Raw genomic sequence first — 25560 nt, 5'->3', positions numbered from 1 at the left:
ATCACTGATGTCCCGCTTCCACAACTCGACCAGGTCGCCCATGTCCCTCCTGTCGCTCCTGTCGCTCGGAAGCTCGCACGTGCGTCGATCACTGTGGTGAACCGGGCCTCGAGGGACTGGTCGACGCCGGCGAACGGCATGCGCCCGAGACGCAGGGCGTGGCCCGACGCCGACCTGTCCCGTGGAGGGGTTGCGGTGGTGGTGCGGTCTACGAGGGCGGACAGGATGGGCAGAAACCTTTCCTTTCTCTGGATCGGCATTCTCGCTCAAAGTAAGCACGCGCTCACTTTGAGTGAAGTAGCGGGGAGGTGATGGCCTGGTGCCTGCGAGAGGAAATCGGCTCCGAGACTTCTCGGTTCTCGGCCGCCTTCTGCGAGGCGCAGATAGCCGAATGCATGCTCGCCACCTGCTCTTCTGCACGCATCCAGCACATCAGCGCTCCTGCTGAGGCCTCCGCTCCAACTCAAAACCGCAGACCAAGCGCCCTGCGACGAGTCATGAAGCGGCACCCGCCCGCGTCGAGCGGAGGCTGAACAATGGTGAGCTCGATTGCCCCTGATGCGGTGATGAGCTTGCCTGTTGTCAGGCGATGGCGCCGAGCATGTAGCCGCCGTCGGCGAGGACTTCGGAGCCGGTGGCGAAGCGGGCTTGGTCGGAGGCGGTGAAAAGAATGAAGTCGGCGATCTCGTCGGGGGCCGCGTTGCGGGGGACGGCGAGGTTGTCGACGGGGACGATCGGGTTGCCGTCGGGGTCGTAGGCCAGGGGCGTTTCGATGATGCCGGGGTGGACGGCGTTGACGCGGATGCTGTCGCGGGCGAGTTCTTTGGCCGCGGCGCGCGTGAGTCCGCGCAGTGCCCATTTGCTGCTGCTGTAGGCGACGAGGCCGGGCGCGGCGGTGAGCCCGGGTGATCGCCTCGGCCCACTCCGTCTCGCTGGTGACGTCGAGGCGGACGCCGAGGCTGTTGCCGCCGGCCTTCTCGGCCACCTCGTCCTAGCGGCTGCGGGACGCGGCGACGACGTTCGCGCCGGCCTGCGCGAATTGGACGGACAGCGTGGTGCCCAGCGCGCCGGAGGCGCCGGTGATCAGGACGGTCTGCCGGTGAAATCGAACATGGCGGGCTCCTTCAGCGGGAGGTGGAGGCGGTGAGGGCAGGTGCGTGGACGACGTCGTCGGCGTCGGTGGAGTAGGCAAGGCTTCGCCCGGCCTCCAGGGCTTCGAGGCGGCCGCGCAGGGCCGTGGTCGCCAGCTCGTAGGCGTCGGAGCCCAGCGTCAGGCGGAGCGGCGCCTCGGCCTGGTCGGCGGAGGCGATGATGGCCGCCGCCATCTTGGCGGGGTCGCCAGGTGTGGGCAGCGGCGGCAGTTCGCCGGAGAGCACGCGCCGCAGCTGCCCGGACGGGCCGTCGGCGTATTCGGGCAGCGGTGCGCCGAGGACGGCGCCGCCGCCGCCGAAGTTGGTGCGGGACATGCCGGGCTCGACGATCGTGACGCCGATGCCGAACGGCGCGAGCTCGGCGGCGGAGGACTCCCAGAATCCCTCGATTCCCCACTTGGTGGCGTGGTAGAGGCTCATGGCGGGGAAGGCGATCTGGCCGCCGACGCTGGCGATCTGGATGTAGCGTCCGCCGCCCTGCCGGCGCAGATGCGGGGTGGCGGCGCGGGCGAGCTGGATCGAGGCGGTGAGGTTGGTCGCGATCTGCCGGTCGATCTGCTCGTCGGTGAGTTCCTCGGGTGCCCCGAACAGGCCGTAGCCGGCGTTGGACACCACGACGTCGATGCGGCCGAGGTCGGTGAACGCGCGGTCCACGACCTGGCGCAGCGCGGTCGTGTCGGTGACGTCCAGGCGGGCTCGCCACAGTTGCCGGCCGTGGCGGGCCGCCAGGTCGTCGAGGGACTCCGGGCGTCGCGCGGTGGCGGCGACCCGGTCTCCTCGGGCGAGCAGTTGTTCGGTGAGCTCACGGCCGAAGCCGGAGGAGGTTCCGGTGATGAACCAGGTGCCCATGAGGGTTCCCCTTCGTTTGTAACTAACTAGATGTATTCATACAGCACGCCGCGCCGTACGTAAATCCCTGGATAGTTATGTACGATGGGTGGATGCCACCTGACGCCACCGAGACCAAGCGGCGACTCATGAAAGCGGCGGTCGACGAGTTCGCCCGGTACGGTCTGGCCGGTGCCCGGGTCGATCGCATCGCCGAGAACGCCGCGGCCAACAAGCGGTCGATCTACATGCACTTCGGCACCAAGGAAGAGCTGTTCGACAAGGTCGTCGCCGACACCTTCCTGGAGCTCGCGGCATCGATCCCCTTCGGCGACGATCACCTCATCGGCTACGCCGGCGACCTGTTCGACCGCCTGGAGAAGTGGCCGCACGTCCGGCGGCTCTACCTGTGGGCAGGGCTGGAACGAGAACAGTCCTTCGAGCCCGAGGTCGCGGGATACCGCGCGAGGGTCGTCGCGATCGCGGCCGCTCAGCAAGCGGGCAAGCTTCGCAACGACATCCCGCCGGCGGAGCTCATGGCCATGGTGATCGGAGTGGTGATCAGCTGGGACAGCGCCGCCTGGTCACTGAAGGCGCTGCAACCGGAATTCGGGTTCCACGATCTCGCCAGCCGCCGGGCCGCGGTGGTGAGCGCCGTGGCCGGGCTCGTTCAGCCGCCCCAGCCCAACTCCTGAGAACCATCCAGCGACACGTGGAACGGCGCCGGCGTTGCAAGGCATGCGCATGCTCCTGGCGTACTGCCGCGCGTGGATCGGCGCGTCCCGGAGTTGTGGAAGGGCCGCCCTATGCCTGGATGGACACGGCAGACCTTCTGCTCGCCCCGACCCCGCCCTGCTCGCGGGCGTACCCGAATCCGAGCTCACCGAGGAGCACCTCCCCGCGCTCAGCCCGGTCACGCACGTCCACCCCGCAAGCCCTCCGACGCTGCTGCTGCGCGGGACGGGCGACGCCATCACCACGGCCCAGCAGAGCCGATGGATCGCAGAGGCGATGCGGGCAGCCGGCGGCCGCGCACAGAGCCTGCTCCTGGACGGCGCCAACCACGAGGGCCGCGCGTTCGACGAGGACGAGACCATTGGCGATCGTCGTACAGTTCTCCACCACCCGTCTCTGACACGACGCTCACGAACAGGACATCCACGTGCACGACGCCTCTGCCCCCCGCCTGCCGAAACTGACGCGAGCCGCGCTGAGTCAGGAACAGTTGGCCCTCTACCAAGAAATCACCTCAGGTCCCCGCGTCACTGGTCCCCAGCACTTCGCGGTCCAGGACCGGGACGGGTCGCTGAACGGCCCCTTCGGCGTGATGCTGTACGCGCCCGCCCTCGGCGGGGCGCTTCAGGAGCTGGGCGCGGCGGTGCGCTACCGCACCAAGATGAGCGCCCGAACCCGCGAGATCGCCATTCTCACCGTCGCAGCGGCCACCCGGAGCGACTTCGAGAGGTACGCCCACGAGCGGGTGGGACGCGCGGCAGGGCTCACCGAAGAAGAACTGTCCGCCCTGGCCTCCGGCACCTTCGCCTCCGAAGATCCCGTCGAAGGGGCGGCCTACGCTCTGTGCCGACGTCTGCAAGACACCCCTCGGCCCTTGGACGACGACGAGTACGAGGCCATGGTCAGCGTGCTCGGACACGAAGGTGTCGTGGAGCTCGTCGTCCTCATCGGCTACTACCGCACCCTCGCGCAGCTGATGGAAGTGTTCGGGATCGGCGCGCCGTCCTCCTGAAAGACATGCCGGTGCCCAGGTAGTCGATAGGCCGGGTCGTGGGCTCGCCCGGTGCGTAGCTCCTGCCAGGCGCGCTCGGCGAGGGTCACGTCGCTCAATTGCCTGGCCGCGTAGGCGGTGGCCCGCGCATACGCCTGCTTGAGGTTGAGGTTGCCCCAGTCCGCGCCGGTGACCCCGGCGTACTCGACAGGCTCTCGGCCGGGGGCCTGATCGCGCTCGACCGCGAAGAGGCACAGCAGGGGGCGCCTGCGGCGCTACTACCGCCTGACCGACGACGGCGCCGAGGCCCTGCGCGCGGAGGCCGCCCGCATGGAGGAACCGCGCGCGTCGCCACGACCCTGCTGCGCGCACGGACGGCCGGAGGTGCCGCATGACCCTGCTCGAACAGCGTTACCGCTCGGTGCTCCGCCTGCTGCCCGCCTCCTACCGCGCCGAGCGCGAGGAGGAGATGGTGGACGCGTTCATGGAGATGTACGGCGACGCGCCCGACGAGATCAACCCCCGGCCGCCCTGGAGCGAGATCGCCAGCGTGCTGGCCCTGTCCGTACGGATCCGGCTCGGCGCCGCGGGCTCGGCGCCCCGCTTCCTCGCCTGAGGCGAGACCGTACGCCTCCTGGCCCTGATCGGGCTGGCCTTCCAGGCGTCCGTCGCTCTCTCGGGCGTGGGTGACCTGCTGCGCGGGTTGGGCGCGGACGGCGAATTCCACTTCTTCGGCGCTCCCGGTTCGCCGAAACGGCTGCTCGAGATCGTGGTGACGATCGCCGGGGCCTGCACCGCCGTCGCCTTCGCGGCGATCATGCGTGGCCGCCCGCGTGAGGCGAAGATCGCGGCTCTGCCGGGTGTCCTGCCGCCGGTCCACTTCCTCATCGAACACGTGGTCGCGGGCGAGCCCATCCTGCCTCTGGAGGACGCGGCCCACCTCGCGTCGGCCGGGGTGCCGGTGATCGCGCTCTTGGCCGGGTTCCACGCCGACATGCCTCCTGTCCGGCGGCCGTGGTGGCTCGCGCTGCTGCCGGTGGGCGGCGCGCTCGCCCTGCAGGGGTGGACGCAGATCCTGCCCTGGGGCCGGGTCGACTCGCCCTGGATGTTCCTGTGGATGGACCCCGCCGGGGCGGGGATAGCGGTGTTCGCCGTGAGCGGGGTGCTCGCCCTGACCCGGAGGCGCTCGTCGTCGTGGCCGCTCGCGCTGTCGATCTACGGCCTGTTCCTGCTGCTGCCACGGCTGTCGCTGCTCGCCTACGCCAACGAGGGCGAGGTCGGCACGATCCTTTGGGTGACGGCGTGCGGGCAGTGCGCGCTGCTCGGGGTGCTGTCCGCGGCGCTGGCCTTCACGGGGCTACGGGCGCCGCCGCCGGCGCAGGCCGCGCTCGACGACCGCTTCGTACGTCCCTGAACTGCGGGCGACCTGTCTCGTCGACGTACGCGGGGCGACGAATCGCTCCGGAGCGGTGATCGGATCCGGTACGGTACACGACTACGCTCGGGCCGGCCGTTGACAGCCCCCTGGATCCATCGGGGGCGGCAGGGCTCGTAGCGGAGCGACCTGATCCACGGATCGATGCGGTGTGTACGACGTGTCCAACGCCCGTCTGCCTGCGAGGTGCGCTACTTCGTACCACCGGACCCCCACCCGCGGGTACGGCCCGATGCCCGCAAGCCGGCTCGTGGCGCGGACGGAGGACGTCGTGGTGGACCGGCGCGGCCACATCCACATCTCCGACGCCCCGGCCGTCCAGGCCGCTGGAGCCGGCCGCAGGAGAGCGGCCGGCTCCAGGGTTCGGACGTCACACGACGCTCAGACGCGGGTCCACTTCTGGTTGTTCTGGCCGTTGCACGTCCAGATCTGCGTCTTGGTGCCGTTGGCGGTGCCGGCGCCGCTGACGTCCAGGCACTTGTTCGCCCCGACGGCGGTGATGCTGCCATCGGCGTTGAACCGCCATTTCTGGTTGTCCCGCCCGTTGCAGTCCCAGATGATCAAGGCGGTGCCGTCCGCCGTCCCGCCCCCGTTCACGTCCAGGCACTTGTTGCCGTACACCCGCAGCTCACCCGCGGCGGTAGACGTCCACTGCTGGCCGGCCTGCCCGTTGCAGTCCCAGATCTGCACCTGTGTGCCGTTCGTCTGCGAGGCGCCGTTGAGGCACCGGTTCGACCCGACACCCCGCAGCGCGCTGGTGCTGCCCGGGGGCGAGCCGTCGCCCTGCCCGACGCCCTTGCCGTTGACGGTGAACGAGTCCACGTCGAACGAGTTCGCGGACGGCGACTTGAACACGACGTAGACATTGTGGGTGCCACCGGGATCGGTGACCTGCACCGCGGGCAGGGACACGTAGGTGTTCCATCCCCCGGTCGCCGGCACGGGACTGGAGGCGACGAGGGCTCCGGTCGGCGAGTCGGCGTGCAGTTCGATGGACGCCCCGGTGTTGGACGGTGCCGAGACGCGGAAGGACACCGTGTCGATCCCCGACAGGTTGATCGGGCCGAAGGAGATCCAGTCGTTGTTGGAGATGTCGCCGATGCGCCTGCCGCCTTCGGCTCCGGGCTCGTCGACGATCCGGATTCCGGACGAGCCGGTGAAGTGCTCGGCCTGCTTGTGCTTGGGTTGCAGGGTGATGCCGGCGCTGCCCTTCAGGCCGCCCTTGTCGGTGTAGTCGGCGGACAGGGCGTAGTAGACGTTGGCGGCCTCGTCATGGCCGGACGCGGTGGTCGTGACCGTTCCGGAGCAACCGGTGTACTGGCCGGTGTCGTGGGCGTGCTGGTCATGGCCGAGCGCGGTGATCACGTTGACCTTGGTGCAGTCGACGGCGCCGTCCTCGGGGTCCGTGACGTTCACCGTGTAGGCCACCTGGTCACCGAAGTCGATGAACCCGCCGTCGGGCGGAGCCGAGAAGACGACCTTGGGACGGGTGTTGCCGACGGCGATGGACAACGTGACGCTGCCCGTCTTCCCGCCGGAGTCCCGTACGGTCAGCTTGGCCGTGTAGGTCCCGTTGGCGTTGTAGGTGTGGGACGGGTTGGCGCTGGTGGAGGTCCCGCCGTCGCCGAAGTCCCACGCGTAGGTGATCGCGTCGCCGTCGGGGTCGGACGAGCCGGCCGAGGAGAACGCCACCGTCAGGGGTGCCGCGCCCGAGTCGGGGTTGGCGCTCGCCTTGGCCAGGGGCGCGCGGTTTCCGGCCACGTAGTCGACCCGGTAGACGCTGTCATCGGTGTTCGCGTGGCCGAAGCCGTTGCCCCAGTCGGCCATGTACAGGGCGCCGTCCGGACCGAACTTCATGTCGATCGGCGCGTGCGGGGCGAGCTGTGCCGCAAAGGGGTTGATCTTGAGGAGGTTGCCCGAGGAGTCCAGGCGGAACTCCTTGACGAAGTTGCGGCTCCATTCGTAGACAAACGGCGTGCCGTCGAAATACTCGGGGAACTTGCGGTCAGAGCCGCTGGCGGCGTCGTAGCGGTAGAAGGGGCCGCCCATCGGGGCGGCACCGCCGCAGCAGTCGATCTCGGGGAACTCGGCCGAGGCGTGGTAGTTGTACCAGACGGTCGCGGGCTTGGCCGCGGGCAGATTGGTCAGCCCGGTGTTGTTGGGCGAGTCGTTGACGGGTGCCGAGCAGTTGAACTTCGCGCCGGAGGTGTTGGTGGCGAAATTGAAGTCGTTGAACGGGATGTTGTTGCCGACGCAGTACGGCCAGCCGTAGAAGCCCGGCTGCTTGATGAGGTTCCACTCGACGGTGCCCTCGGGACCGCGGTTGGGGTTCGCGGCGCCGGCGTCGGGGCCGTAGTCACCCACCGAGATCCACCCCGTCACCTTGTCGACCGAGAAGCGGAACGCGTTGCGGAAGCCCATCGCGTAGATCTCCGGCCGCGTCTTGGCGGTGCCGGGCGCGAACAGGTTGCCGGACGGAACCGTGTAGGTGCCGTCGGCCTCGGGGTGGATGCGCAGGATCTTGCCCCGCAGGTCGTTGGTGTTGGCCGCGGACCGCTGGGCGTCGTAATGCTCCCGGCCCGGCCGCTCGTCGATCGGGGCGTAGCCGCTGGACCCGTTGGGGTTGGTGTCGTCACCCGGGCCGATGTACAGGTTCCCGCCCGGCCCGAACGCGAGGTAGCCGCCGGTGTGGCCGGGCTCGTCGACGTTGCGGTACGCCGGCACCTCGATGATCTTCTTCTCGCTCGCCAGGTCGAGGCTGGTGCCGTTGAAGGTGAACCTCGACACCCGGTTCACCTCGCCGCCGTTGGACGGCGAATAGTTGACGTAGATCCAGCCGTTGGTGGCGAAGTTCGGATCCAGCGCCAGCCCGATGCCGCCGTCCTCGCCGCCGTCGTACACCGACAGGGTGGCGATGACGCGCGTGCCCCCGCCGTTGGCGGGGATCAGGTTCACCTTGCCCGAGCGCGAGATGTAGAAGACCCTGCCGTCGCCGGCCACGTCCAGTTCCATCGGCTGATCCGGTGCGCCGTCGAGGGTCACCTTCTGGAACCGGGCCGCGACGGTGCCGCCGCAGTCGCCCGACGCCGCGCCCGCCGCCCACTTCACCCCACCCAGCAGGTGCTGTTTGAACGACGACTCCGAATAGGAGGACGCCTGGTGGCCCATCGCGGTGGCCCACAGCCGGCCGCCCTCCGGGTTGTGACACCAGGAGATCGGGTGGTCGGCGCCCATCTTGTTCGGCCCCGCGTCATAGGTGGTCTCGTCCGCGGTCACCAGCACGTGCACCGAGCCGCGCAGGTTCTTGTCGAAGTTGTACCACTCCTCTGTGCGCACCCAGCGATCCGGCAGCCCCTTGGTGGAGGGGTGAACCTTGTCGGCCACCTTGGCGGTGCCCTGCAGGATCGATGAATGCGCGGTCATGTGGGCGCCGGCCAGGGCAACCTGGTCCCACCAGGGGAACTGCGTCTCGATGTTCATGTCGGTGGCGTTGTGGATCGCGACGACGCCGTGGCCGCTGCGCACGTACGCCTGGAAGGCCTGACGCTGGGCGTCGTTGTCCCAGACCATGCCGCTGGTCTGGAACATGATCACTGCGTCGTAGGTGTTCAGGGTCGCGGTAGTGAAGACGGCGGAGTCCTCGCTCTGGTCGAGCTGGAAGTTGTTGTCGGTCGCCATCTGCTGGAACATCGCGACACCGGCGGGGATGGAGTCGTGCCGGTAGGCGCCGCTCGCGGTCTTGGTGAACAGCAGCACCTTGAACTGCGGAGCGGCTGCGTGTGCCACCAGCGGTACCGCGGACAGCCACAGCCCTAATAAGGCTGCGACGAGGGCGGGAAGCAGGCGTGATGTTCGCATGAAGGATCTCCTGGGGGGTTACCGGCTACGGTCGGAGTTGAAGGGCGGGAAGCAGCAGTGGCCCACCCATCGATCCGGGCGGCGGGGCCTGACCATGCGACAGATATCGAATCGATTCGGAACGAAAATAGGTCGGGCCAAACTTAGTGTCAAGCATGCTTATCCAGCGAATCCACGCCCGCCTTTTTGCTTCTGCCGGGCCAGGATCCTGCTGCCTTTACTGGAAATCTGCAGGTGTAGGCGGCGTCGGCGGTGCCACGCTGTCTCACCGATACTAGAAAAAGGCCGTCAATAAGTATGAAACTTTCAAGCACCACCTTGATCAGAGGGTGCGCAGGTAGGCGAGGCCGTCCACGGCGAGCGCGTCCTGGCTCTGCGCGAGGGGCCGCCAGATGGAGGCCGCGGTGGCGATGGTCTGGTTGTGCGCGGTGAACGACTCGATGACGAGCGGCCCGTCATAGCCGGCGTCGTGCAGCGCTTGGGTGAAGCCGGGCCAGTCGAAGCGGTCGGCGCCTGGGGTGCCGCGGTCGGTGCCGCACACCTGCACGTGCGCGATCCGGCCGGCCGCGGCCCGGGCCGCCTGGGCGGGGTCTTTCTCCTCGATGTTCATGTGGTAGGTGTCGAGTGCCAGGTGGCAGTCTTCGGGCAGCGCCTCCAGTGCTTGTTCGACGGTGTTGATGAGGCTGGTCTCGTATCGGTTGAGCGGTTCGACCGCGAGCTTGATCCCGCGCTCGGCCGCGTGGTCCAGGACGGGCCGCAGGTTTTCGCGCAGTTCGGCGTAGGCGGCGCGGCGCTCGTCGGGTGACAGCCGCCAGGTGCGGCCGACGGAGGTGTAGGCCGGCCCCCCGATCACGGGGGAGCCGACGGTCGCTGCCACGTCGACGCAGTGCCGCAGATAGTCCTGGGTGTCGCGGACGGTTTGTGGGGAGGCGGCCACGAGCTCGCGCCCGGGCGGCATGACCAGCACCACGGAGGCGGCCAGCCCGTGCTCGGCCAGCACCGTCGCGGCCTTGTCCGGGTTCCAGTCGCCGGGCTGCTCGACGGGCAGTTCGATGACGTCGAAGCCCCACCCGGCGATGCGGGGCGCGAGCCGCGCCAGGTCGTGGTCGGTCAGCGGGGAGACCCAGACCCAGGTGTTCACGCCGATGGAGAACAATGGCATCCCTCTTCGTCGTCGAATGGGCGCAAGGAGCCGGTCAGCTCTTCGCCGTGGGTTCTCGCGAGGAACCGGTCAGCTCTTCTTCCCGCCCCAGTTCTCGGGGAACCCGGGCAGGGTTTCGCAGCCGCACAGCGCGTAGTGCAGCGGCGGCATGTTGGGCTTGAGGTAGGTCGACAGGTTCTCCGAGGTGACCTTCGGCTGCGGCAGGTTCCACATCTTGGGCACCTCCTCGCCCTTGAGGATCTTCAGCGCGGCGATGATCGGGGTGCGCCACTGGTAGGTCGGATAGGTGGGCGCGACGGCGGTGAGGCCCGCATCCTTCCACTTCTGCAGGAAGTCCTGCTGGTCCTCGCCGTTGATCGGCGGCACCGGCACGCCCGCGTCCTCGAACGCCTCGATCGCGGCCACCGCCGTCGCTCCGGCGTCCATCCAGACGCCGTCGATCTTGCCGTACCGCTGGATGTAGTCGCTGACGATGCTCTTGGTCTTGGCGGCGTCGCCGTCGGTGAACTCCACCCCCGCCACCTGGACCTTGCTCTTGTCGAACACCACCTTCGCCGCCGACCAGCGGGTCTCCAGCACGTCCACGCCGGGCAGGATGCGCAGCGCCAGCACCTTCCCGCCGGCCGGCACCTTCTCGACCAGGAACTCGGCGGCGTCGGCGCCGAAGGCGTAGCCGCCGATCGGCTTGATGAACGTCACCGGGCAGTCGGTCTGCACGCCCCGATCGAACACGATCACCGGCACCTTCCCGCACGCGGCCGTCACGGCCGGGGTGAGCGTGGCCGTGGTGTTCGGCGAGACGATCAGCGCGTCGCAGCCCTTGGCCTGCAACTCGGCGATGTCGGAGATCTGCTTGTCGTCCTTGCCCTCGGCATCCAGCGCGGTGAACTTCGTGATCTCCTTGTGCAGGCCGGCCTCGGCCTGCATCGTCTTCCACCCGACCTGGCGCCACGGGTTGTTGACCGCCGCGTTGGAGAAGCACAGGTGGTATGGCCCGTCCTTCTTGTACTTGGCCGTGCCGGTCATCTGCGGGGCGATGGCCTGCTCCCACGGCTTGTCGGAGGGACCCTGCGGGGTCTGGGTGCGCATGGCCAGCTGGGCGTCGAAGTCCGCCTGCACGAAGAACTTCGACTGCGCGCCCGTGCCCGAGCCCGAGCCCGAGCCTTGGGCACTCTGAGTGGCGTTCGGGGCGGAAGCGGCGGGTTGAGTCGTGGCTGCCGGCTTGTCGGTGGTGCAGCCGGCGAGGACCAGCGCGGCGAATACCGCGGCTGTGGCCTTATGACGCGGCATGTGCGTCTCCTCTTCGGGGGGTGAACTTCCGGGGAAGTCGGATGGCTCCCGCCGCGACCGCGGCGATGATGATGACGCCCTGCACGGTGAACTCCAGCGCTCCGGAGATCCCATACAGGTTGAGCAGCGTGAACAGCGCCTCCAGGGTGAAGGCGCCGGCCATGGCGGCCAGCACGGAGCCGCGCCCGCCGCCGAGCACCACGCCGCCGAGCACGACCGCGGTGATGGCCGAGAACTCCAGCCCCTGACCCACCTGCGCCGAGACCCCGGCGAAACCGCCGAGCAGGATCGCCGCGACGGCGGCGGCCAGACCGGACAGCATGAAGGCGAAGATCTTGGCCCGGTCGACCCGGACCCCGGACAGGGCCGCGGCACGCTCGTTGTCGCCGGTGGCCATCAGCGTTTTGCCGAAATCGGCGCGCATGAGCCAGATCGCCGCCGCCCCCATGGCCAGCAGGATCAGCACCGACCACGGCACCGGCCCGAGACCGCCGCGGCCGAAGGCCCGAAAGCCCTCCGACAGGGCGCCGCGCGGCGCGCCGCCGGTCCACAAGAACACCGCTCCGGACAGGATGAGCAGCATGCCGAGCGTCACGATGAACGACGGCACCCGCAGCTTGGTGGTGACCACGCCGTTGACCAGCCCGACCAGCAGCCCGGCGACGATCAGCAGGGCGATGACCGGCCAGGTCGCCGCATCGTCGCCGTCGATGAGCCGCGCGGCGATCACCACTTCGGCCGTCACCAGCGAGCCGACCGACAGGTCGAACTCGCCGCAGACGATGACGAAATACTGTCCCGCCGCCAGGATCACCAGCGGCGCGGCCCGTTTGAGGAACGCCAGGAACCCGGCGGGCTCCAGGAAGAGAGGGTTGGCGACCGCGATCGCGGCCAGCAGCACCAGCAGGACCACGAGGATGGGAAGTGCCCGCTTCATGCCGACCGTCCCTTGATACGCCGGGCGTAGACGGCCACCGCGATGACGATGACCACGCCGCGGACCACGTCCTTGACGAAAGAGTTGACCTCAAGCTGGTTGAAGATGGTGTCCAGGACGGCCAGCAGCAGGACCCCGCCCACCGTCCCGGCGACGCCGCCCTTGCCGCCGGCCAGCGCGGTCCCGCCGAGCACGACCGCGGCGATGGACTCCAGGTCGTAGCCGCCATCGGTGCCGACCGTGGGCGCGCCGGCGCCGAGCCGGCTGGCCAGCAGCAGACCCGCGACGCCGGCGCAGACGGAGCAGAGCACATGCGTGAGCACGATGACCCGGCCCGTGCGGATCCCGGACAGCCGGGCGACCTCCTCGTTGCCGCCGACGGCGTAGATGCGGTAGCCCAGCCGGGTCCTGCTCAGCAGGAACCAGGCCACGACGGCCACGCCCGCCCACAGCAGGGCGGAGACGGGGATCGGCCCGATCCGGGAGTAGCCGAGGATCTGGAACGACTCGGGCACCTTACCGGCCGGGCCGTCGTACAGATGGTCGACCACGCCCCTGATAATGAGGGCGACGCCGAGTGTGGCGATGAAGGCGTGCACCCGGAGCCTGGTGATGACCAGCCCATTGACCAGCCCCACCAGCGCGCTGACGGCCAGCACCGCGGCGATGGCCGGCACGATGTTGCCGTCCTGGCCCGCCATGATCTCCGCCGCGATCAGCGAGGTCAGGCTGATCAGGTACGCCACGGACAAATCGAGCGACCCGGCCAGGATCGCCAGCGTCTGCCCGACCGCCACGATGCCGAGAGCCGCCGAACGCTGCTGGATCCCGACGACGCTCTCCATGGTCAGGAACTGGCCGCCGTCGAGCGCGACGAGGACCCAGCCGACCGCGACCAGGCCGAACAGCGCCAGGAACACCACGTGCGTGGGCTCACGTAACCGGGCCGCCAGGCCACCGTGCGCCTCGCCGCCGAGGGCGGGACGGCGACTGCGTGACAGGGTGTCCATTCAGGCCACCTCTCCCGCGGCCAGGCGCATGACGGCCTCCTCCGAGGCCCCGGCCGGCAGCGCCCCCGCGACGCGGCCATCGCGCAGGACGACGACGCGATCACTCATACCGATGAGCTCGGGCAGCTCAGAAGAGATCATCATGATGGCCATGCCGTCATCGGCGAGCTCGCGCATCAGGTCATGGATCGCGGCCTTGGCCCCGACGTCGACACCCCTGGTCGGTTCGTCGAACAGCAGCACCCGCGGCGCCATCGTCATCCACTTGGCGAGCACGACTTTCTGCTGGTTGCCTCCGGACAGGTAGCGGACCTCCTGTTCCTGGCGCGCAGGCGACAGGCGTACCCGATCGAGCAGGCCGGCGACGCCGTCGCGGCCCTTGGCACCCACCGCGCGGGCCACCAGCAGGGCGTTGTCACGCACCGACTGGCGCAGCGCGAGCCCTTCGGCCTTGCGGTCCTCGCTCACCAGCCCGATGCCCATGGCCACGCCCTCCCGGACCGAGCGGGGGCGCGACGGGGTCATCTCGCCGGTGGTGAACGGCTCCGCACCGAAGATCGCTTTGGCGAGTTCCGACCGGCCGGCTCCCTGCAGGCCCGCGATGCCGACGATCTGTCCGGCCCGCAGCTCCAGATCGATGTCGCGCAGCTTGTGGTTGCCCGCTCGGCGCAGGCTGAGCCGTACCTCACCGGTCGCGGTCGAGCGGGGCGGGAAGTAGGTGCCGAGATCGCGGCCCACCATCAGGCGGATCAGCTCGTCGGAGGACACCTCGCCGATCGGGACCGTCGTGACGAGCTTGCCGTCCTTCAGGACGGTGACCCGGTCGGCCAGGTCGAACACCTCGCGCAGACGGTGGGAGATGTACACGACGGCGACGCCACGTTCCCGCAGCCGCCCGATCAGCCGGTAGAGCAGCTCGACCTCGTGCTCGGCGAGCGCCGCGCTGGGCTCGTCCATGACGACGAGCCGGGCGTTCACCGACAGCGCCTTGACGATCTCCACGACCTGCTGCTGGGCCACCGACAAGCGCCTGACCGCGTCGCGGGGGCCGAAGGAGTGCTCGCCGAGCTCATCGAGAAGCCGCGCGGTCGCCTGCTCCATCGCGGCCCGATCGACCAGGCCGCGCCGGACGGGCTCGCGCCCGAGGAAGACGTTCTCGGCGACGGTGCGCTCGGGCAGCAGGTTGAACTCCTGGTAGATGATCGCGATACCGGAGCGTTGTGCGTCCAGGGGGTGGCCGAAGGAAACCGGCCGACCGTCGATCTCGACAGTGCCCTCGTCCGGCGCATGCACCCCGCAGATGATCTTCATCAGGGTGGACTTGCCCGCTCCGTTCTCACCGACGACGGCATGCACCTCGCCGGCCGCCACGTCCAGCTCCACTCCGGACAACACCCGTACGCCCAGGAAGCTCTTGCCGATGCCACGCATGCTCAGCACCCCGCTTCTCCCACCATGAGGGTGAGCCTGGGGCCATCGGCAAGTTTCGGGCTTATCTCCCTCATGGTGCGGGATGCTAAGCGGGCTTATGTCGACGGTCAAGCAAAAGCGGCCCTCGGTGCGACATAATTGCGCGGAGATCGCGAAAGACGGCGGAGCTCGGGATGGGCGTTCCAGGACCTGCTGACGCCCGAGGCGGTGGACCGAGCGGTGATGACCGCAAGCAGCGGATAAAAAGACGACGATAAGCCTGCTTATGGTTGACCATCGACAAAAATAGCTCTTACCATCGCGGAGACTTACATACCGGATGCCTTCCGCATGCGGGGGTAGTCCCGACACGATGGAGCTTTCATGGACAAGCTCGGTGTGTGGCTCATCGGAGCACGGGGATCCGTGGCGACCACCGCCATCGTGGGCGCCTCGGCCATCAGGGCGGGGGCCGCGACCCCGCAAGGATGCGTGAGCGAGTCCCCCGGCTTTCCCGGAAGCCTGGTTCCGCTGGCCGGCCTGGCCTTCGGCGGCCATGACATCACCGAGACCTCCTTACGCAAACGCGCCGAGCAGCTGAGCAGGGCGGGGGTGGTACCGCCGGACCTGCCCCGGCTGATCGCCGCGGACCTGGACGCCGCCGACGCCGAGATCCGGCCGGGCCACGTCCCCGGCGACGGCGGGCAGGCCGCGGCCGCGGCCCGCCTGAGCGGGGACATCGCCGGCTTCCGGGCCCGGCATGGGCTGGCCCGGGTGGTCGTCGTCAACGTGTCGTCGACCGAGCCTCCGGTGGATTCTCGCCCGGAGTTCGAGAGGCTGGCCGATCTGGAGGAGCGGCTCGCGACGGGGGACGACGTCCTGCCGCCGAGTTCGCTGTACGCCTATGCGGCGTTCCAGGCCGGGTGCGGCTATGTGGAGTTCACGCCCTCCACCGGGCCGACCCTGCCGGCGCTGGCGGAACTCGCCGCCCGGCGGGGCGTGCCGTACGCGGGACGCGATGGGAAGACCGGCGAGACCCTGGTCAAGAGCGCTCTGGCGCCCATGTTCGCCGATCGGGCGTTACGGGTGCGCTCCTGGTCGGGGCTCAACCTGCTCGGCGGAGGGGACGGGGCGACGCTCGCCGATCCGGCCGCCAGGTCGAGCAAGGAGCTGTCCAAGGACCAGGTCGTCGCCGGGGTCGTGGGAGAGCCCGTCGAGGGGCGGACCCACATCGACTACGTCGCCGACCTGGGAGAGTGGAAGACCGCCTGGGACCACGTGACCTTCGACGGCTTCCTCGGCGTGCGGATGGCGATGCAGTTCACCTGGCAGGGCTGCGATTCGGCGCTGGCGGCCCCTCTGATCCTGGACCTGGCCCGGCTGGTCGCGCGGGCGCACGAGAAGGGACGGGGCGGGGTGCTCCCCGAGCTCGGCTACTTCTTCAAGAACCCCTTGGGAGCCGGCGAACACGCCCTGGCTGCCCAGTACGCCCGCCTGCTCGCCTTCGCCGAGGAGCTGTCGTGAGGGCGATGCTGGAGCTGGTCCGCGCGCCGGCCGCGCTGTCGGTGCCCGGCGACACCATGGCGGGTGCGGTCGCCGCGGGACGGAGCCCGAACCCGGGGCTGGCCGTGGCCTCGGTGCTGATGTACTGGTCGGGCATGGCGCTCAACGACTGGGCCGACCGCGAGGCCGACGCCGTCGAGCGTCCTGAACGCCCGATCCCGTCCGGCAGGGTCCGCCCCGGTGCCGCGCTCGGGGTCGCCGCCGCCCTCACCGGCGCCGGCCTGGCCACCGCCGCCCTCGCCGGTGGACGCCGCGGCCTCACCGTCGCCGGCCTGCTGGCCGGTGCGGTGTGGGCCTACGACCTGGGCCTCAAACGGACGGCGGCGGGCCCCGCCTCGATGGCCGCCTGCCGCGCCCTGGACGTGATCCTGGGCGCCGGCTCGGGCGGGAGAGCCGCGGTGCCGATGGCGCTGGCGGTCGGCGCGCACACGTACGGGATCAGCGTCCTCGGCCGGGCCGAGGTGGCGGGGGCGGCACCCGGGACCGCCGAGCGCGCCCTCGCCGCCACCACCGCGGCGGCCGGTCTGGCGGCCGCGGCCAGCCTGCGCAGGGGAGCCGCCGCCCGGACGGGCGCGGGTGTCCTCCTCGCCGGCTATCTCGCCTCGACCCTTCCGGTCCAGGCCGGGTTACGGGCCCACCCCGATCCCGAGAACGTGCGGAACGCCGTCCGCCTCAGCATCCTCGCCCTGATCCCGCTCCAGGCGGCGGCGCTCGCCGGTGGCGGGCGGTTCGCGGCGGCGGGCGCGCTGCTGTGCTCGCTGCCCCTGGGCAGGTGGCTCTCGTCCCGGCTGGCCACGTCATGAAGTGGGCCTACTGCACCAACGGCTTCGCCGACCACCGGCTTCCCGAGGCGCTCGCGATCCTGGCCGATCTGGGGTATACCGGTGCGGCGATCACGCTCGACGTCGGCCATCTCGACCCCCACTCCCCCGGCCTGGCCGCGGAGGTGTCGCGAATCGCCGGGCTCCTCGAACGCCTCCGCCTCGATGCCGTGGTCGAGACGGGCGGACGCTACACCCTCGATCCCCTGCGCAAACACCATCCGACCCTCATCAGCGACGACGCCGAGCGCAGAGTGGAGTTCCTGACCACCGCGATGCGGGTCGCCGCCGATCTGGGCGCTCCCGTGGTGCATCTGTGGAGCGGGGTCAAACCTGACGGCATGCCGGAGGCGGAGGCGTACACGCGGCTGGCCCGCCAGTGCGCACGGCTGCTCGACGAGGCCGACCAGGTGGGTGTCACATTGGGATTCGAACCCGAACCCGAGATGCTCGTCGCCGACCTGGACGGCTTCGAGCGGCTGCGCCGGATGCTCGGCGACCATCCCCGGTTCGGTCTCACCCTCGACATCGGGCACTGCCACTGCGTGGAGCGGGACGATCTGACCGCCTGCGTCCGGCGGGCGCTGCCGTACACCGTGCACGTCCAGATCGAGGACATGCGCCGGGGAGTCCACGAGCACCTGGAGTTCGGCGAGGGTGAGATCGACTTCGTGCCGGTGCTCGCCGAGCTGCGCGGCTACTCCGGTCTGGTGGCCGTGGAGCTGGCCCGGCACGGGCACGCGGCCCCGCAGGTCGCCCGCCGATCGATCGAGTTCCTGAGGAGGGCACATGAGGGACGAGTGGCAGACGCAGGCCGTTCGGCGGGTCGAGGCTGACCCGGACGCGATCCACCTGCTCTTCCCGCAAGCCGAACGGAAGGGCGGCCCCACCGCCCGCAGCGCGCTGCTCAAAGCGCTGGGCGGCGACCACGCGACGATCCGCAAACTGTACGAGCGCGGCGACACCGGCGAGCGGCTGGCCATCCTGACCGCACTGCCCGAGCTCGATCTCGGCCCGGCCGCGGTCGACCTGGTGGAGGACGCGCTGCGCGCCAACGACGCGCGGCTGGTCGCCGCGGCCCTCGGCCCCTACGGGTCGGCGTGGCTGGACGACCATGCCTTCCGTCACGGGGTGCTCAAGTGCGTCTTCATGTCGATCCCGCTGGCGGCGGTGTCCGGCCTGGAGCGCCGGTTCGACGCCGAGCTGGCCCGGATGCTGTCGGACTACGCGGCGGAGCGGCGGGCGGCCGGCCGGCCCGTTCCGCGCGATGTCATGGAGAGGATCTGAATGCGTATCTTCGACCCCCACATCCACATGACCTCCCGGACCACCGACGACTACCAGCGCATGCACGCCGCGGGGGTCCGGGCCGTGGTGGAGCCCGCCTTCTGGCTGGGCCAGCCCCGCACCAACGTCGGCAGCTTCCTCGACTACTTCGACGCGCTGCTCGGCTGGGAGCCGCACCGCGCCGCGCAGTACGGCATCCGCCACCACTGCGCGCTCGCGCTCAATCCGAAGGAGGCGAACGATCCGCGCTGCGCCGAGGTGCTGGATGAATTGCCGCGATATCTGCTGAAGGACTCGGTCGTCGCGGTCGGCGAGGTCGGCTATGACTCGATGACGGCGGAGGAGGAACGGGCCTTCGAGGCCCAGCTCGCCCTCGCGCGGGCCAATGATCTCCCGGTGCTCGTGCACACGCCGCATCGGGACAAGGCCGCGGGCACCCGCCGCACGCTCGACGTGGTGCGGGACGCCGGGATGCCTCCCGAACGGGTGCTGGTCGACCATCTCAATGAGCTGACCGTCGGCATGGTCGCGGACTCGGGCTGCTGGATGGGGTTCTCGATCTATCCCGACACCAAGATGGACGCGGACCGGATGGTGGTCCTGCTCAAGGAGTACGGCACGGACAGGATGCTCGTGAACTCGGCCGCGGACTGGGGACGCAGCGATCCGCTGAAGACGCGCGAGGTCGCCGACGCGATGCTCGCGGCCGGCTTCGGCGAGGACGATGTGGACCAGGTGCTGTGGCGCAATCCGGTCGCCTTCTACGGGCAGAGCGGCCGGCTCAGCCTGGAGGCGGGCACCGAGGCGGCCCCCGACTACGCCGGCAACACGATCAAGCGAGGCTGACTCATGAGGCTGCGCCACCCCGACGGCTCGACGATCCACCTCGCCTACTGCACCAACGTGCACCCGGCCGAGGATCTCCCCGGCATCCACCGCCAGCTCTCCGGCATCGCCGCGCGGGTCAGAACCCTGCTCGGCGTCGAACGGCTCGGGCTGTGGCTGTCCCAGCACGCCGCCGCGGACCTCCTCACCCGGCCCGGGGAGCTCGCCGGGCTGCGCGAGCGGCTGACCGCGCTCGGAATGAAGGAGCAGTGATGGCGCCGCTGGTCGTGATCAACGTGGTCGGCCTGACCCCGCGCCTGCTCGCGCACATGCCGAATGTGGCCAAGGTGGGAACGGCGGCCGCGCTGCGGCCCGTGCTCCCCGCCGTCACCTGCTCGATGCAGGCCACCCTGCTGACCGGCGCGATGCCCCGCGACCACGGCATCGTCGGCAACGGATGGTACTTCCGGGACCTCGGCGAGGTGCTGCTGTGGCGCCAGCACAACGCACTCATCCAGGGCGACCAACTGTGGACCGCCGTACCCGGACTGCGCACCGCCAACGTCTGCTGGTGGTACGCCATGGGCGCGGCCACCGACCTGCTCGTCACCCCACGCCCCATCTACCACGCCGACGGCCGCAAGGATCCCGACTGCTACACCCGCCCACCCTCACTCCACGACGACCTCGAAGCCGCTCTCGGCCCGTTCCCCCTGTTCACCTACTGGGGGCCCAACGCCGGGATCACCTCCTCCGCATGGATCATCGCCGCGGCCCGCCGCATCCTGGCCCGCGAACGCCCTGACCTGCTGCTGGTCTACGTCCCGCACCTCGACTACGACCTGCAACGGCACGGCCCCGACGGACCCGAGGCCATCGCCGCCGCCCGCGCCGTCGACGCCGCGCTCGCCCCGCTCCTGGCCGAGGAGGCCGAGATCGTCGTGCTGTCGGAGTACGGCATCACCCCGGCGTCCCGGCCGATCGACGTCAACCGGGCCTTGCGCGCCGCCGGGCTCCTGGAGGTCCACACCCAGGCCGGGATGGAATACCTCGACCCGTGGGCGTCCAGGGCCTTCGCCGTCGCCGACCACCAGGTGGCCCACATCTACGTGCGCGACCCCGCCGACCTCGACCGCACCCGCGCCGCCATCGCCGAACTCGCCGGCGTGGACGAGGTGCTCGACCAGGCGGGCAAGGCCAAGTACGGCCTCGACCACGAACGCGCCGGCGAACTCGTCGCCATCGCCGAACCCGACGCCTGGTTCACCTACTACTACTGGCTCTCCGACGACCGCGCCCCGGATTTCGCCAGGCTCGTGGACATCCACCGCAAACCCGGCTACGACCCCGCCGAACTGTTCATGAACCCACGCGACCCGTTCGTCAAGCTCCGCGCCGCCGCGGCCCTGGCCAGGAAGAAACTGGGCTTCCGCTACACGATGCCGGTGGTCCCGCTCGACCCCGCACCGGTGCGGGGCAGCCACGGCCGCCTGCCCGACAGCCCCGACGACGGCCCGCTGCTCATCGGCCCCTTCGACCGCGACCGCTACGAGGCGACCGAGGTCAAAGAACTCCTGGCGGGCCTGGCCCGGCGAAGTCGCTGACCCCGCACATGGGTCACAGGGCTCGCGCGGCCCCCGGTCGGGGGCCGCGCCGCTTGTGGACGGGTGGCCTCAGCCGCGGGTCCAGCGCTGGCTGGTGCCTCCGGTGCAGGTCCAGATGCGTGCCTTGGTGCCGTTGGCGGTGCCGTTGACGTCCAGGCACTTGTTCGCCCCCACCGCCGTGATCGTGCCGTCGGCGTTGAGGCGCCACTTCTGGTTGTTCTGCCCGTTGCAGTCCCAGATGATCACCGCGGCGCCGTCCGCCGTCCCGGCCCCGCTCACATCCAGGCACTTGCCGCCATAAACCCGCAGCTCACCCGCAGCGGTCGCCGTCCACTGCTGGTTCGGCTGGCCGTTGCAGTCCCAGATCTGCGCCTGCGCGCCGTTGGCCTGCGAGGCTCCGCTGACGTCCAGGCACCGGCCCGACCCCGCGCCCTTGAGCGCGCCCGTACCGCCCGGTGTGCTGGTCAGTTCCTTGACGCGGATGTTGCGGAACGACACCACGTCGCCGGACCCGTGGTTCTGGATGCCGATGTAGCCCTGCTGGAGCGAGCGGACCGGATCGGCGTTGGTGAAATCGTTGATTCTGGTGCCGTTCAGGAACACCTGCAGCCGCTCGCCCTCCACCAGCAACTCATAGGTGTTCCACTGCCCCGGCGGGTTCAGCGCGGCGTCGCGGGCGGCGATGTCGGCGGCCTTGAACCCGTAGATCGCCCCGGTCGTCTTGTCCGGGGTGTCGGTCGCGTCGATCTGCACCTCATATCCGGTGTTGAGCGCCGCGTCGGGGTCGCTGGTGGCCGGGAAACCGACGATCACGCCGGAGTTGGAGTCGCCGGTCATCTTCCAGTCGAGCTTGACGGAGTAGGAGCGGAACTCCTTGGCGTTGTACCACAGCATGCCCATGCCGCCCTGGGAGGTCAGCGTGGCGTCGCTGTTGGCGAACGACCCCGGCCCGGCCTGCGACCAGCCCGTCGTCGAGCCGTTGTACAACGTCGTGTACCCGGTCTCCGGGCGGCAGTCGGCGTTGGTGGCCTTAGCCGCGTACCGGATCCCGCCGAGCAGCAGCGTGCGGAAGTTCGGATCGGCGTACGACTCCTGGGTGTGCCCCAGGCCGGTGTAGAACGACCGGCCGGAGGACTGCGGGTGGCACCAGGTGATCGGGTGATCGCCCATGCCGCCGCCGCTGTAGCTGCCCTCGTCCAGGCTCTGCAGCACCCGGACGTTCGGGCGTGGGTTGGTGCGGTAGTTGTACCACTCGTCGGTACGTGACCAGGTCGTCCCCAGGTGAGCGGTCGCGGCGTGCGCCCGGTCCTCGTTCCGTACGGTGGCCTGCTGGATCGCCGGGTGATTGTTGAACCAGGCCCCCATCAGCTGCCCGTAGTACGGCCAGCTGTACTCGGTGTCCGCGGCCGAATGCACCCCGACGTAGCCGCCCCCGCCGTCCACATACGTCTGGAAGGCGGCCTGCTGGTTGTCGTTCAGCACGTCACCGGTGGTGCTGAGGAACACCACCGCCTTGTACTGGGCCAGGTTGGCCGTGGTGAAGGCGTTCGCGTCCTCGGTGGCGTCGACGGCGAAGTCGTTGGCGGCTCCCAGGTCGCGGATGGCCTGGATCCCGTTGGGGATCGAGTCGTGCCGGAACCCGGCCGTCTTGGAGAACACCAGCACCTTGAAGGCGGCGGCCTGGGCGGGGATGGCCGGGATCGCCGTCGCGGCGGCGATGATCGTCGCCACCGTCACTGAGAGGCGTCGCAGCACGGATGTCTTTCGTTCGCTCAGCATGGGTGTCCTCTCAGACCCGGGTCCAGCGCTGGTTGGTTCCTCCGGTACAGGTCCAGATACGCATCTTGGTGCCGTTGGCGGTGCCGGAGCCGGTGACGTCCAGGCACTTGTTCGCCCCCACCGCCGTGATCGTGCCATCGGCGTTGAGGCGCCACTTCTGGTTGTTCTGCCCGTTGCAGTCCCAGATGATCACAGCGGCGCCGTCCGCCGTCCCGGCCCCGCTCACGTCCAGGCACTTGCCCCCGTACACCCGCAGCTCACTCGCGGCGGTCGACGTCCACTGCTGGTTGGACTGCACGTTGCAGTCCCAGATCTGCGCCTGCGCGCCGTTGGCCTGCGAGGCTCCGCTGACGTCCAGGCACCGCCCAGAACCCACACCCTTGAACGCACTCGTGCTCCCGGAGGGCGGGGTGCCGGTGTCAAGAGTGAAGGCGTCCACGTCGAACAGGTAGCCCTGTCCGGTCGGGCCGCGGAAGACCAGATAGAGCGTCGTCGTGCCGGCCGGGGCGCCGCTGAGGTTCGCCGAGACGTCGGTGAAGGTGTCCCAGCTGCCGGTGCTCGCCACGTTCACCGTTCCCAGCAGTGTGCCCGTCGCCGAGCCGGCGCGCACCTCGATCCGGCCCCCCGCGCCGGCCGAGGACACCCGGGCGGTGATCCTCGTCGCGTTGCCCAGGTTGTACGGCTGGAAGGAGATCCAGTCGCCGTCGTCGGTGAAGCCGACCGTCTTGCCGCCTTCCGCGGTGGCGTGGTCGGCCGCCTGGACGCCCTGCTGGGCGCCGAAGTGCTCGGCCTGCCGGTGCCGCGGCTGGAGCGTACGGTCGCTGGTGGAGGTCAGACCGCCCTTGTCGGTGTACGAGGCCACGAAGACGCCGTAGATGTTGGCCGCGGCGTCATGCTCACCGTCCACCGGCACCGAGAGGGAGCCTGAGCAACCGGTCTTGGAGGTGATCTGGTGGCGGTGGCTGTCGTGGCCGAGGAAGTAGGCGACGGTGACCCCGGCGCAGTCGATCGTGCCGTCCTCCGGGTCGGTGACGGTGACCTGGAAGGGCACGGTGTCGCCGAAGGAGAACAGCTGCCCGTCGGCAGGGGTGGTGAGGGTGACCGTCGGCGCGGTGTTGCCGACGTTCACGATCACGCTCGCCGTGCCGGTGAGACCCTGCGGGTCCCGGACCGTGAGCGTCGCCGTGTAGGCGCCGTTCGTGGTGTAGGTCTTGCTCGGATTCGCCGCCGTGGAGGTGGTGCCGTCGCCGAAGTTCCACGAGTACGTCAGCGCGCCGCCCTCCGGGTCGGAACTGCCCGCCGAGGAGAAGTTCACCGTCAGCGGGCCCGGTCCTGACGTCTTGTCGGCGGACGCCTTGGCGATCGGATTGCGGTTGGCGCTGCCGATGTACTCGATGCGATACAGCGCCTGGTTGTTGTTGCCGTCGCCGTAGTCGAGGACGTACAGGGCCCCGTCAGGACCGAAGGCCATGTCCATCACCTGCGTCCCCGACCAGGGGAACGCCGAGATCTCCCCGTAGGCGCCGTCCGTCTTGACCTCGATCGCCTTGATCCAGCGCCGGCCGTACTCGCCGGCGAAGAACCGCCCCTCGAGCGCCTGGGGGAACTTGACGGCCGAGTTCAGGTTGGGGTCGTAACGGTAGACCGGGCCGCCCATCGGCGACTCCGACCCGGAGCCGAACTCCGGCGGGCTTCCGGCGTCCCCCGCGTACCTGATCCACGCCGGCTTCGCCGCGGGCAGCGTGGTCAGGCCGGTGTTACGGAAGGAGTTGTTGGTCGGGCCGCCCGCGCAGTTGTACTTCGGACCGGTGCTGTTGGTGGCGAAGTTCCATTCGTTGTAGGTCTCGCTGGTGGTGTTCGTGCCCGTGCAGTACGGCCATCCGTAGTTGCCCGGACCGGTGATGCGGTCGAACTCCACCTGCCCGCTCGGCCCCCGGTTGGCGTTGGTGACGCCCGCGTCCGGCCCGTAGTCGCCGAGGTAGACGGTGCCGGTCGCCTTGTCCACGCTCATCCGGAACGGGTTGCGGAAGCCCATCGCGTAGATCTCCGGCCGGGTCTTCGCCGTCCCCGGCGGGAACAGGTTGCCGCTGGGGATCGTGTAGGTGCCGTCGGGCTGCGGCTTGATACGCAGGAGCTTGCCGCGCAGGTCGTTGGTGTTGCCGGCCGAGCGCTGGGCGTCGAACTGCGGGTTGCGGTCGGTCCGCTCGTCCAGCGGGGAGTAGCCGCTCGACTCGAAGGGGTTGCTGTCGTCGCCGGTGGTCAGATAGAGGTTTCCGGCGGCGTCGAAGTCGATGTCCCCGCCCACGTGACAGCACTGGCCGCGGTCGTTCTGGACCCTCAGGACCACCTTCTCGCTGGCCAGGTCGAGAGTGTCGTCCGGCTTGAGGACGAACCGGGACAGGTACAGCTCGCCCTTCCACTGGTCGAACTGCGCCTGCGTGCCGTTGGTCGGCGCATCACCGTTCGGCGTGCTCAGCCGCGGCGAGTAGTAGAGCCATAAGTACCGGTTGGACGCGAAGTCGGGGTCCACCGCCACACCCTGCAGGCCCTCCTCGTCGTGACTGTAGACGTTGAGTCTGCCGGCCACCTTCGTGGTGCCGTTGACATCGGTGACGCGCACCGTGCCGTCGCGCGCGGTGTGCACCACCGACCGGTTCGGCATCACGGCCAGCGACATCGCCTCACCCAGCTCGGCGCCTCCCGACGCGAGAGACACCTGCTGGTAGTCGGACGCCGGGATGGCGAGGGCGTTCGCCGGGGAGGCGTCGAGCGCGAGTGCTCCGGGAGTGATCAGCGCCATCGTGGTCAGCAAGGTGAGCCACGGACGTCGGGACATGAGCGTTCCTCTGCTATCGAATCGATTCGAGCGAAGGG

22 protein-coding genes are annotated in these 25560 nt (G+C 69.7%); 11 read left to right on the top strand and 11 right to left on the bottom strand.

Going from position 1 to position 25560, the window contains the following annotated elements; genetic code table 11:
- Window positions 1-582 precede the first annotated feature (582 nt).
- Together H4W80_RS60185 and H4W80_RS04515 are read right to left on the bottom strand one after the other, a co-directional pair.
- Complete coding sequence (locus tag H4W80_RS60185; protein ID WP_225964491.1) at window positions 583-852, bottom strand: SDR family oxidoreductase; 270 nt, start codon at window positions 850-852, stop codon at window positions 583-585.
- Window positions 853-1124: 272 nt separating this feature from the next.
- The gene (locus tag H4W80_RS04515; RefSeq protein ID WP_192783908.1) at window positions 1125-2000 is read right to left on the bottom strand and encodes an SDR family oxidoreductase; all 876 of its coding nucleotides are present in this window, start codon (window positions 1998-2000) and stop codon (window positions 1125-1127) included.
- Between the two features lie 92 nt (window positions 2001-2092).
- On the opposite strand from H4W80_RS04515, the gene H4W80_RS04510 reads away from it, so the two are divergent.
- On the top strand, window positions 2093-2674 hold the full coding sequence (locus tag H4W80_RS04510) for a TetR/AcrR family transcriptional regulator (protein WP_225963233.1): 582 nt from the start codon (window positions 2093-2095) through the stop codon (window positions 2672-2674).
- 467 nt (window positions 2675-3141) lie between these two features.
- Entirely contained in the window at window positions 3142-3726 is a 585-nt protein-coding gene (locus tag H4W80_RS04505; RefSeq protein ID WP_318786696.1) for a carboxymuconolactone decarboxylase family protein, read from the top strand.
- Here the strand turns inward: H4W80_RS04505 and H4W80_RS64375 are convergent.
- Window positions 3669-3962, bottom strand: coding sequence for an exo-rhamnogalacturonan lyase family protein (locus H4W80_RS64375; RefSeq protein ID WP_225964489.1), 294 nt, complete (start codon window positions 3960-3962; stop codon window positions 3669-3671). The genes H4W80_RS04505 and H4W80_RS64375 overlap by 58 nt on opposite strands.
- A gap of 134 nt (window positions 3963-4096) precedes the next feature.
- On the opposite strand from H4W80_RS64375, the gene H4W80_RS04500 reads away from it, so the two are divergent.
- Both H4W80_RS04500 and H4W80_RS04495 read left to right on the top strand, forming a co-directional pair.
- A complete protein-coding gene (locus H4W80_RS04500) occupies window positions 4097-4321 on the top strand; it encodes a hypothetical protein (protein WP_192783906.1) in 225 nt (74 codons plus the stop codon).
- A gap of 66 nt (window positions 4322-4387) precedes the next feature.
- Window positions 4388-5119, top strand: a complete 732-nt coding sequence (locus tag H4W80_RS04495; RefSeq protein WP_192783905.1) for a hypothetical protein — start codon at window positions 4388-4390, stop codon at window positions 5117-5119.
- 402 nt (window positions 5120-5521) lie between these two features.
- On the opposite strand, the gene H4W80_RS04490 is transcribed toward H4W80_RS04495, so the two are convergent.
- The 6 genes from H4W80_RS04490 to H4W80_RS04465 all read right to left on the bottom strand — a co-directional run bounded on the left by H4W80_RS04490 (window position 5522) and on the right by H4W80_RS04465 (window position 14828).
- A complete protein-coding gene (locus H4W80_RS04490) occupies window positions 5522-8998 on the bottom strand; it encodes a ThuA domain-containing protein (protein WP_192783904.1) in 3477 nt (1158 codons plus the stop codon).
- Between the two features lie 322 nt (window positions 8999-9320).
- Entirely contained in the window at window positions 9321-10154 is an 834-nt protein-coding gene (locus H4W80_RS04485) for a sugar phosphate isomerase/epimerase family protein (protein WP_225964488.1), read from the bottom strand.
- A 75-nt stretch (window positions 10155-10229) separates the two neighbouring features.
- Entirely contained in the window at window positions 10230-11450 is a 1221-nt protein-coding gene (locus H4W80_RS04480; protein WP_192783902.1) for a substrate-binding domain-containing protein, read from the bottom strand.
- Entirely contained in the window at window positions 11437-12387 is a 951-nt protein-coding gene (locus tag H4W80_RS04475) for an ABC transporter permease (RefSeq protein ID WP_192783616.1), read from the bottom strand. Before H4W80_RS04475 ends, H4W80_RS04480 begins: the two co-directional genes overlap by 14 nt.
- The gene (locus tag H4W80_RS04470) at window positions 12384-13397 is read right to left on the bottom strand and encodes an ABC transporter permease (RefSeq protein ID WP_192783617.1); all 1014 of its coding nucleotides are present in this window, start codon (window positions 13395-13397) and stop codon (window positions 12384-12386) included. Before H4W80_RS04470 ends, H4W80_RS04475 begins: the two co-directional genes overlap by 4 nt.
- Window positions 13398-14828: a sugar ABC transporter ATP-binding protein gene (locus tag H4W80_RS04465; protein WP_192793269.1), complete on the bottom strand. Its 1431-nt coding sequence runs from the start codon at window positions 14826-14828 to the stop codon at window positions 13398-13400.
- 363 nt (window positions 14829-15191) lie between these two features.
- Here H4W80_RS04465 and H4W80_RS04460 point away from each other — a divergent pair, with 363 nt between their 5' ends.
- Genes H4W80_RS04460 through H4W80_RS04430 form a run of 7 tightly spaced genes read left to right on the top strand, consistent with a single transcriptional unit; the run spans window position 15192 to window position 20907 of the window.
- Window positions 15192-16331, top strand: coding sequence for an inositol-3-phosphate synthase (locus tag H4W80_RS04460; RefSeq protein ID WP_192783901.1), 1140 nt, complete (start codon window positions 15192-15194; stop codon window positions 16329-16331).
- Window positions 16332-16336: 5 nt separating this feature from the next.
- A complete protein-coding gene (locus H4W80_RS04455) occupies window positions 16337-17173 on the top strand; it encodes an SCO3242 family prenyltransferase (protein ID WP_192793268.1) in 837 nt (278 codons plus the stop codon).
- Complete coding sequence (locus H4W80_RS04450) at window positions 17170-18027, top strand: sugar phosphate isomerase/epimerase family protein (protein ID WP_192783900.1); 858 nt, start codon at window positions 17170-17172, stop codon at window positions 18025-18027. The genes H4W80_RS04455 and H4W80_RS04450 overlap by 4 nt, the downstream gene beginning before the upstream one ends.
- Entirely contained in the window at window positions 17981-18478 is a 498-nt protein-coding gene (locus H4W80_RS04445) for an EboA domain-containing protein (RefSeq protein ID WP_192783899.1), read from the top strand. Before H4W80_RS04450 ends, H4W80_RS04445 begins: the two co-directional genes overlap by 47 nt.
- Complete coding sequence (locus tag H4W80_RS04440) at window positions 18479-19324, top strand: TatD family hydrolase (RefSeq protein ID WP_192783898.1); 846 nt, start codon at window positions 18479-18481, stop codon at window positions 19322-19324.
- Window positions 19325-19327: 3 nt separating this feature from the next.
- The gene (locus H4W80_RS64370; RefSeq protein ID WP_192783897.1) at window positions 19328-19576 is read left to right on the top strand and encodes a hypothetical protein; all 249 of its coding nucleotides are present in this window, start codon (window positions 19328-19330) and stop codon (window positions 19574-19576) included.
- Window positions 19576-20907 (top strand): alkaline phosphatase family protein, encoded by a 1332-nt coding sequence (locus H4W80_RS04430; protein WP_192783896.1) that lies wholly within the window; start codon window positions 19576-19578, stop codon window positions 20905-20907. Before H4W80_RS64370 ends, H4W80_RS04430 begins: the two co-directional genes overlap by 1 nt.
- Before the next feature lie 69 nt (window positions 20908-20976).
- On the opposite strand, the gene H4W80_RS04425 is transcribed toward H4W80_RS04430, so the two are convergent.
- Both H4W80_RS04425 and H4W80_RS04420 read right to left on the bottom strand, forming a co-directional pair.
- Window positions 20977-22686 carry a ThuA domain-containing protein gene (locus H4W80_RS04425; protein ID WP_192783895.1) on the bottom strand — a complete coding sequence of 570 codons (1710 nt, stop codon included), beginning with the start codon at window positions 22684-22686 and terminating at the stop codon, window positions 20977-20979.
- A gap of 10 nt (window positions 22687-22696) precedes the next feature.
- Complete coding sequence (locus tag H4W80_RS04420; protein WP_192783894.1) at window positions 22697-25522, bottom strand: RICIN domain-containing protein; 2826 nt, start codon at window positions 25520-25522, stop codon at window positions 22697-22699.
- Between the last annotated feature and the right edge of the window lie 38 nt (window positions 25523-25560).

This window comes from Nonomuraea angiospora (assembly GCF_014873145.1).
In the GTDB taxonomy this organism is placed as follows: Bacteria; Actinomycetota; Actinomycetes; order Streptosporangiales; family Streptosporangiaceae; genus Nonomuraea; species Nonomuraea angiospora.
This window is presented reverse-complemented; position numbering and strand designations above follow the sequence as displayed.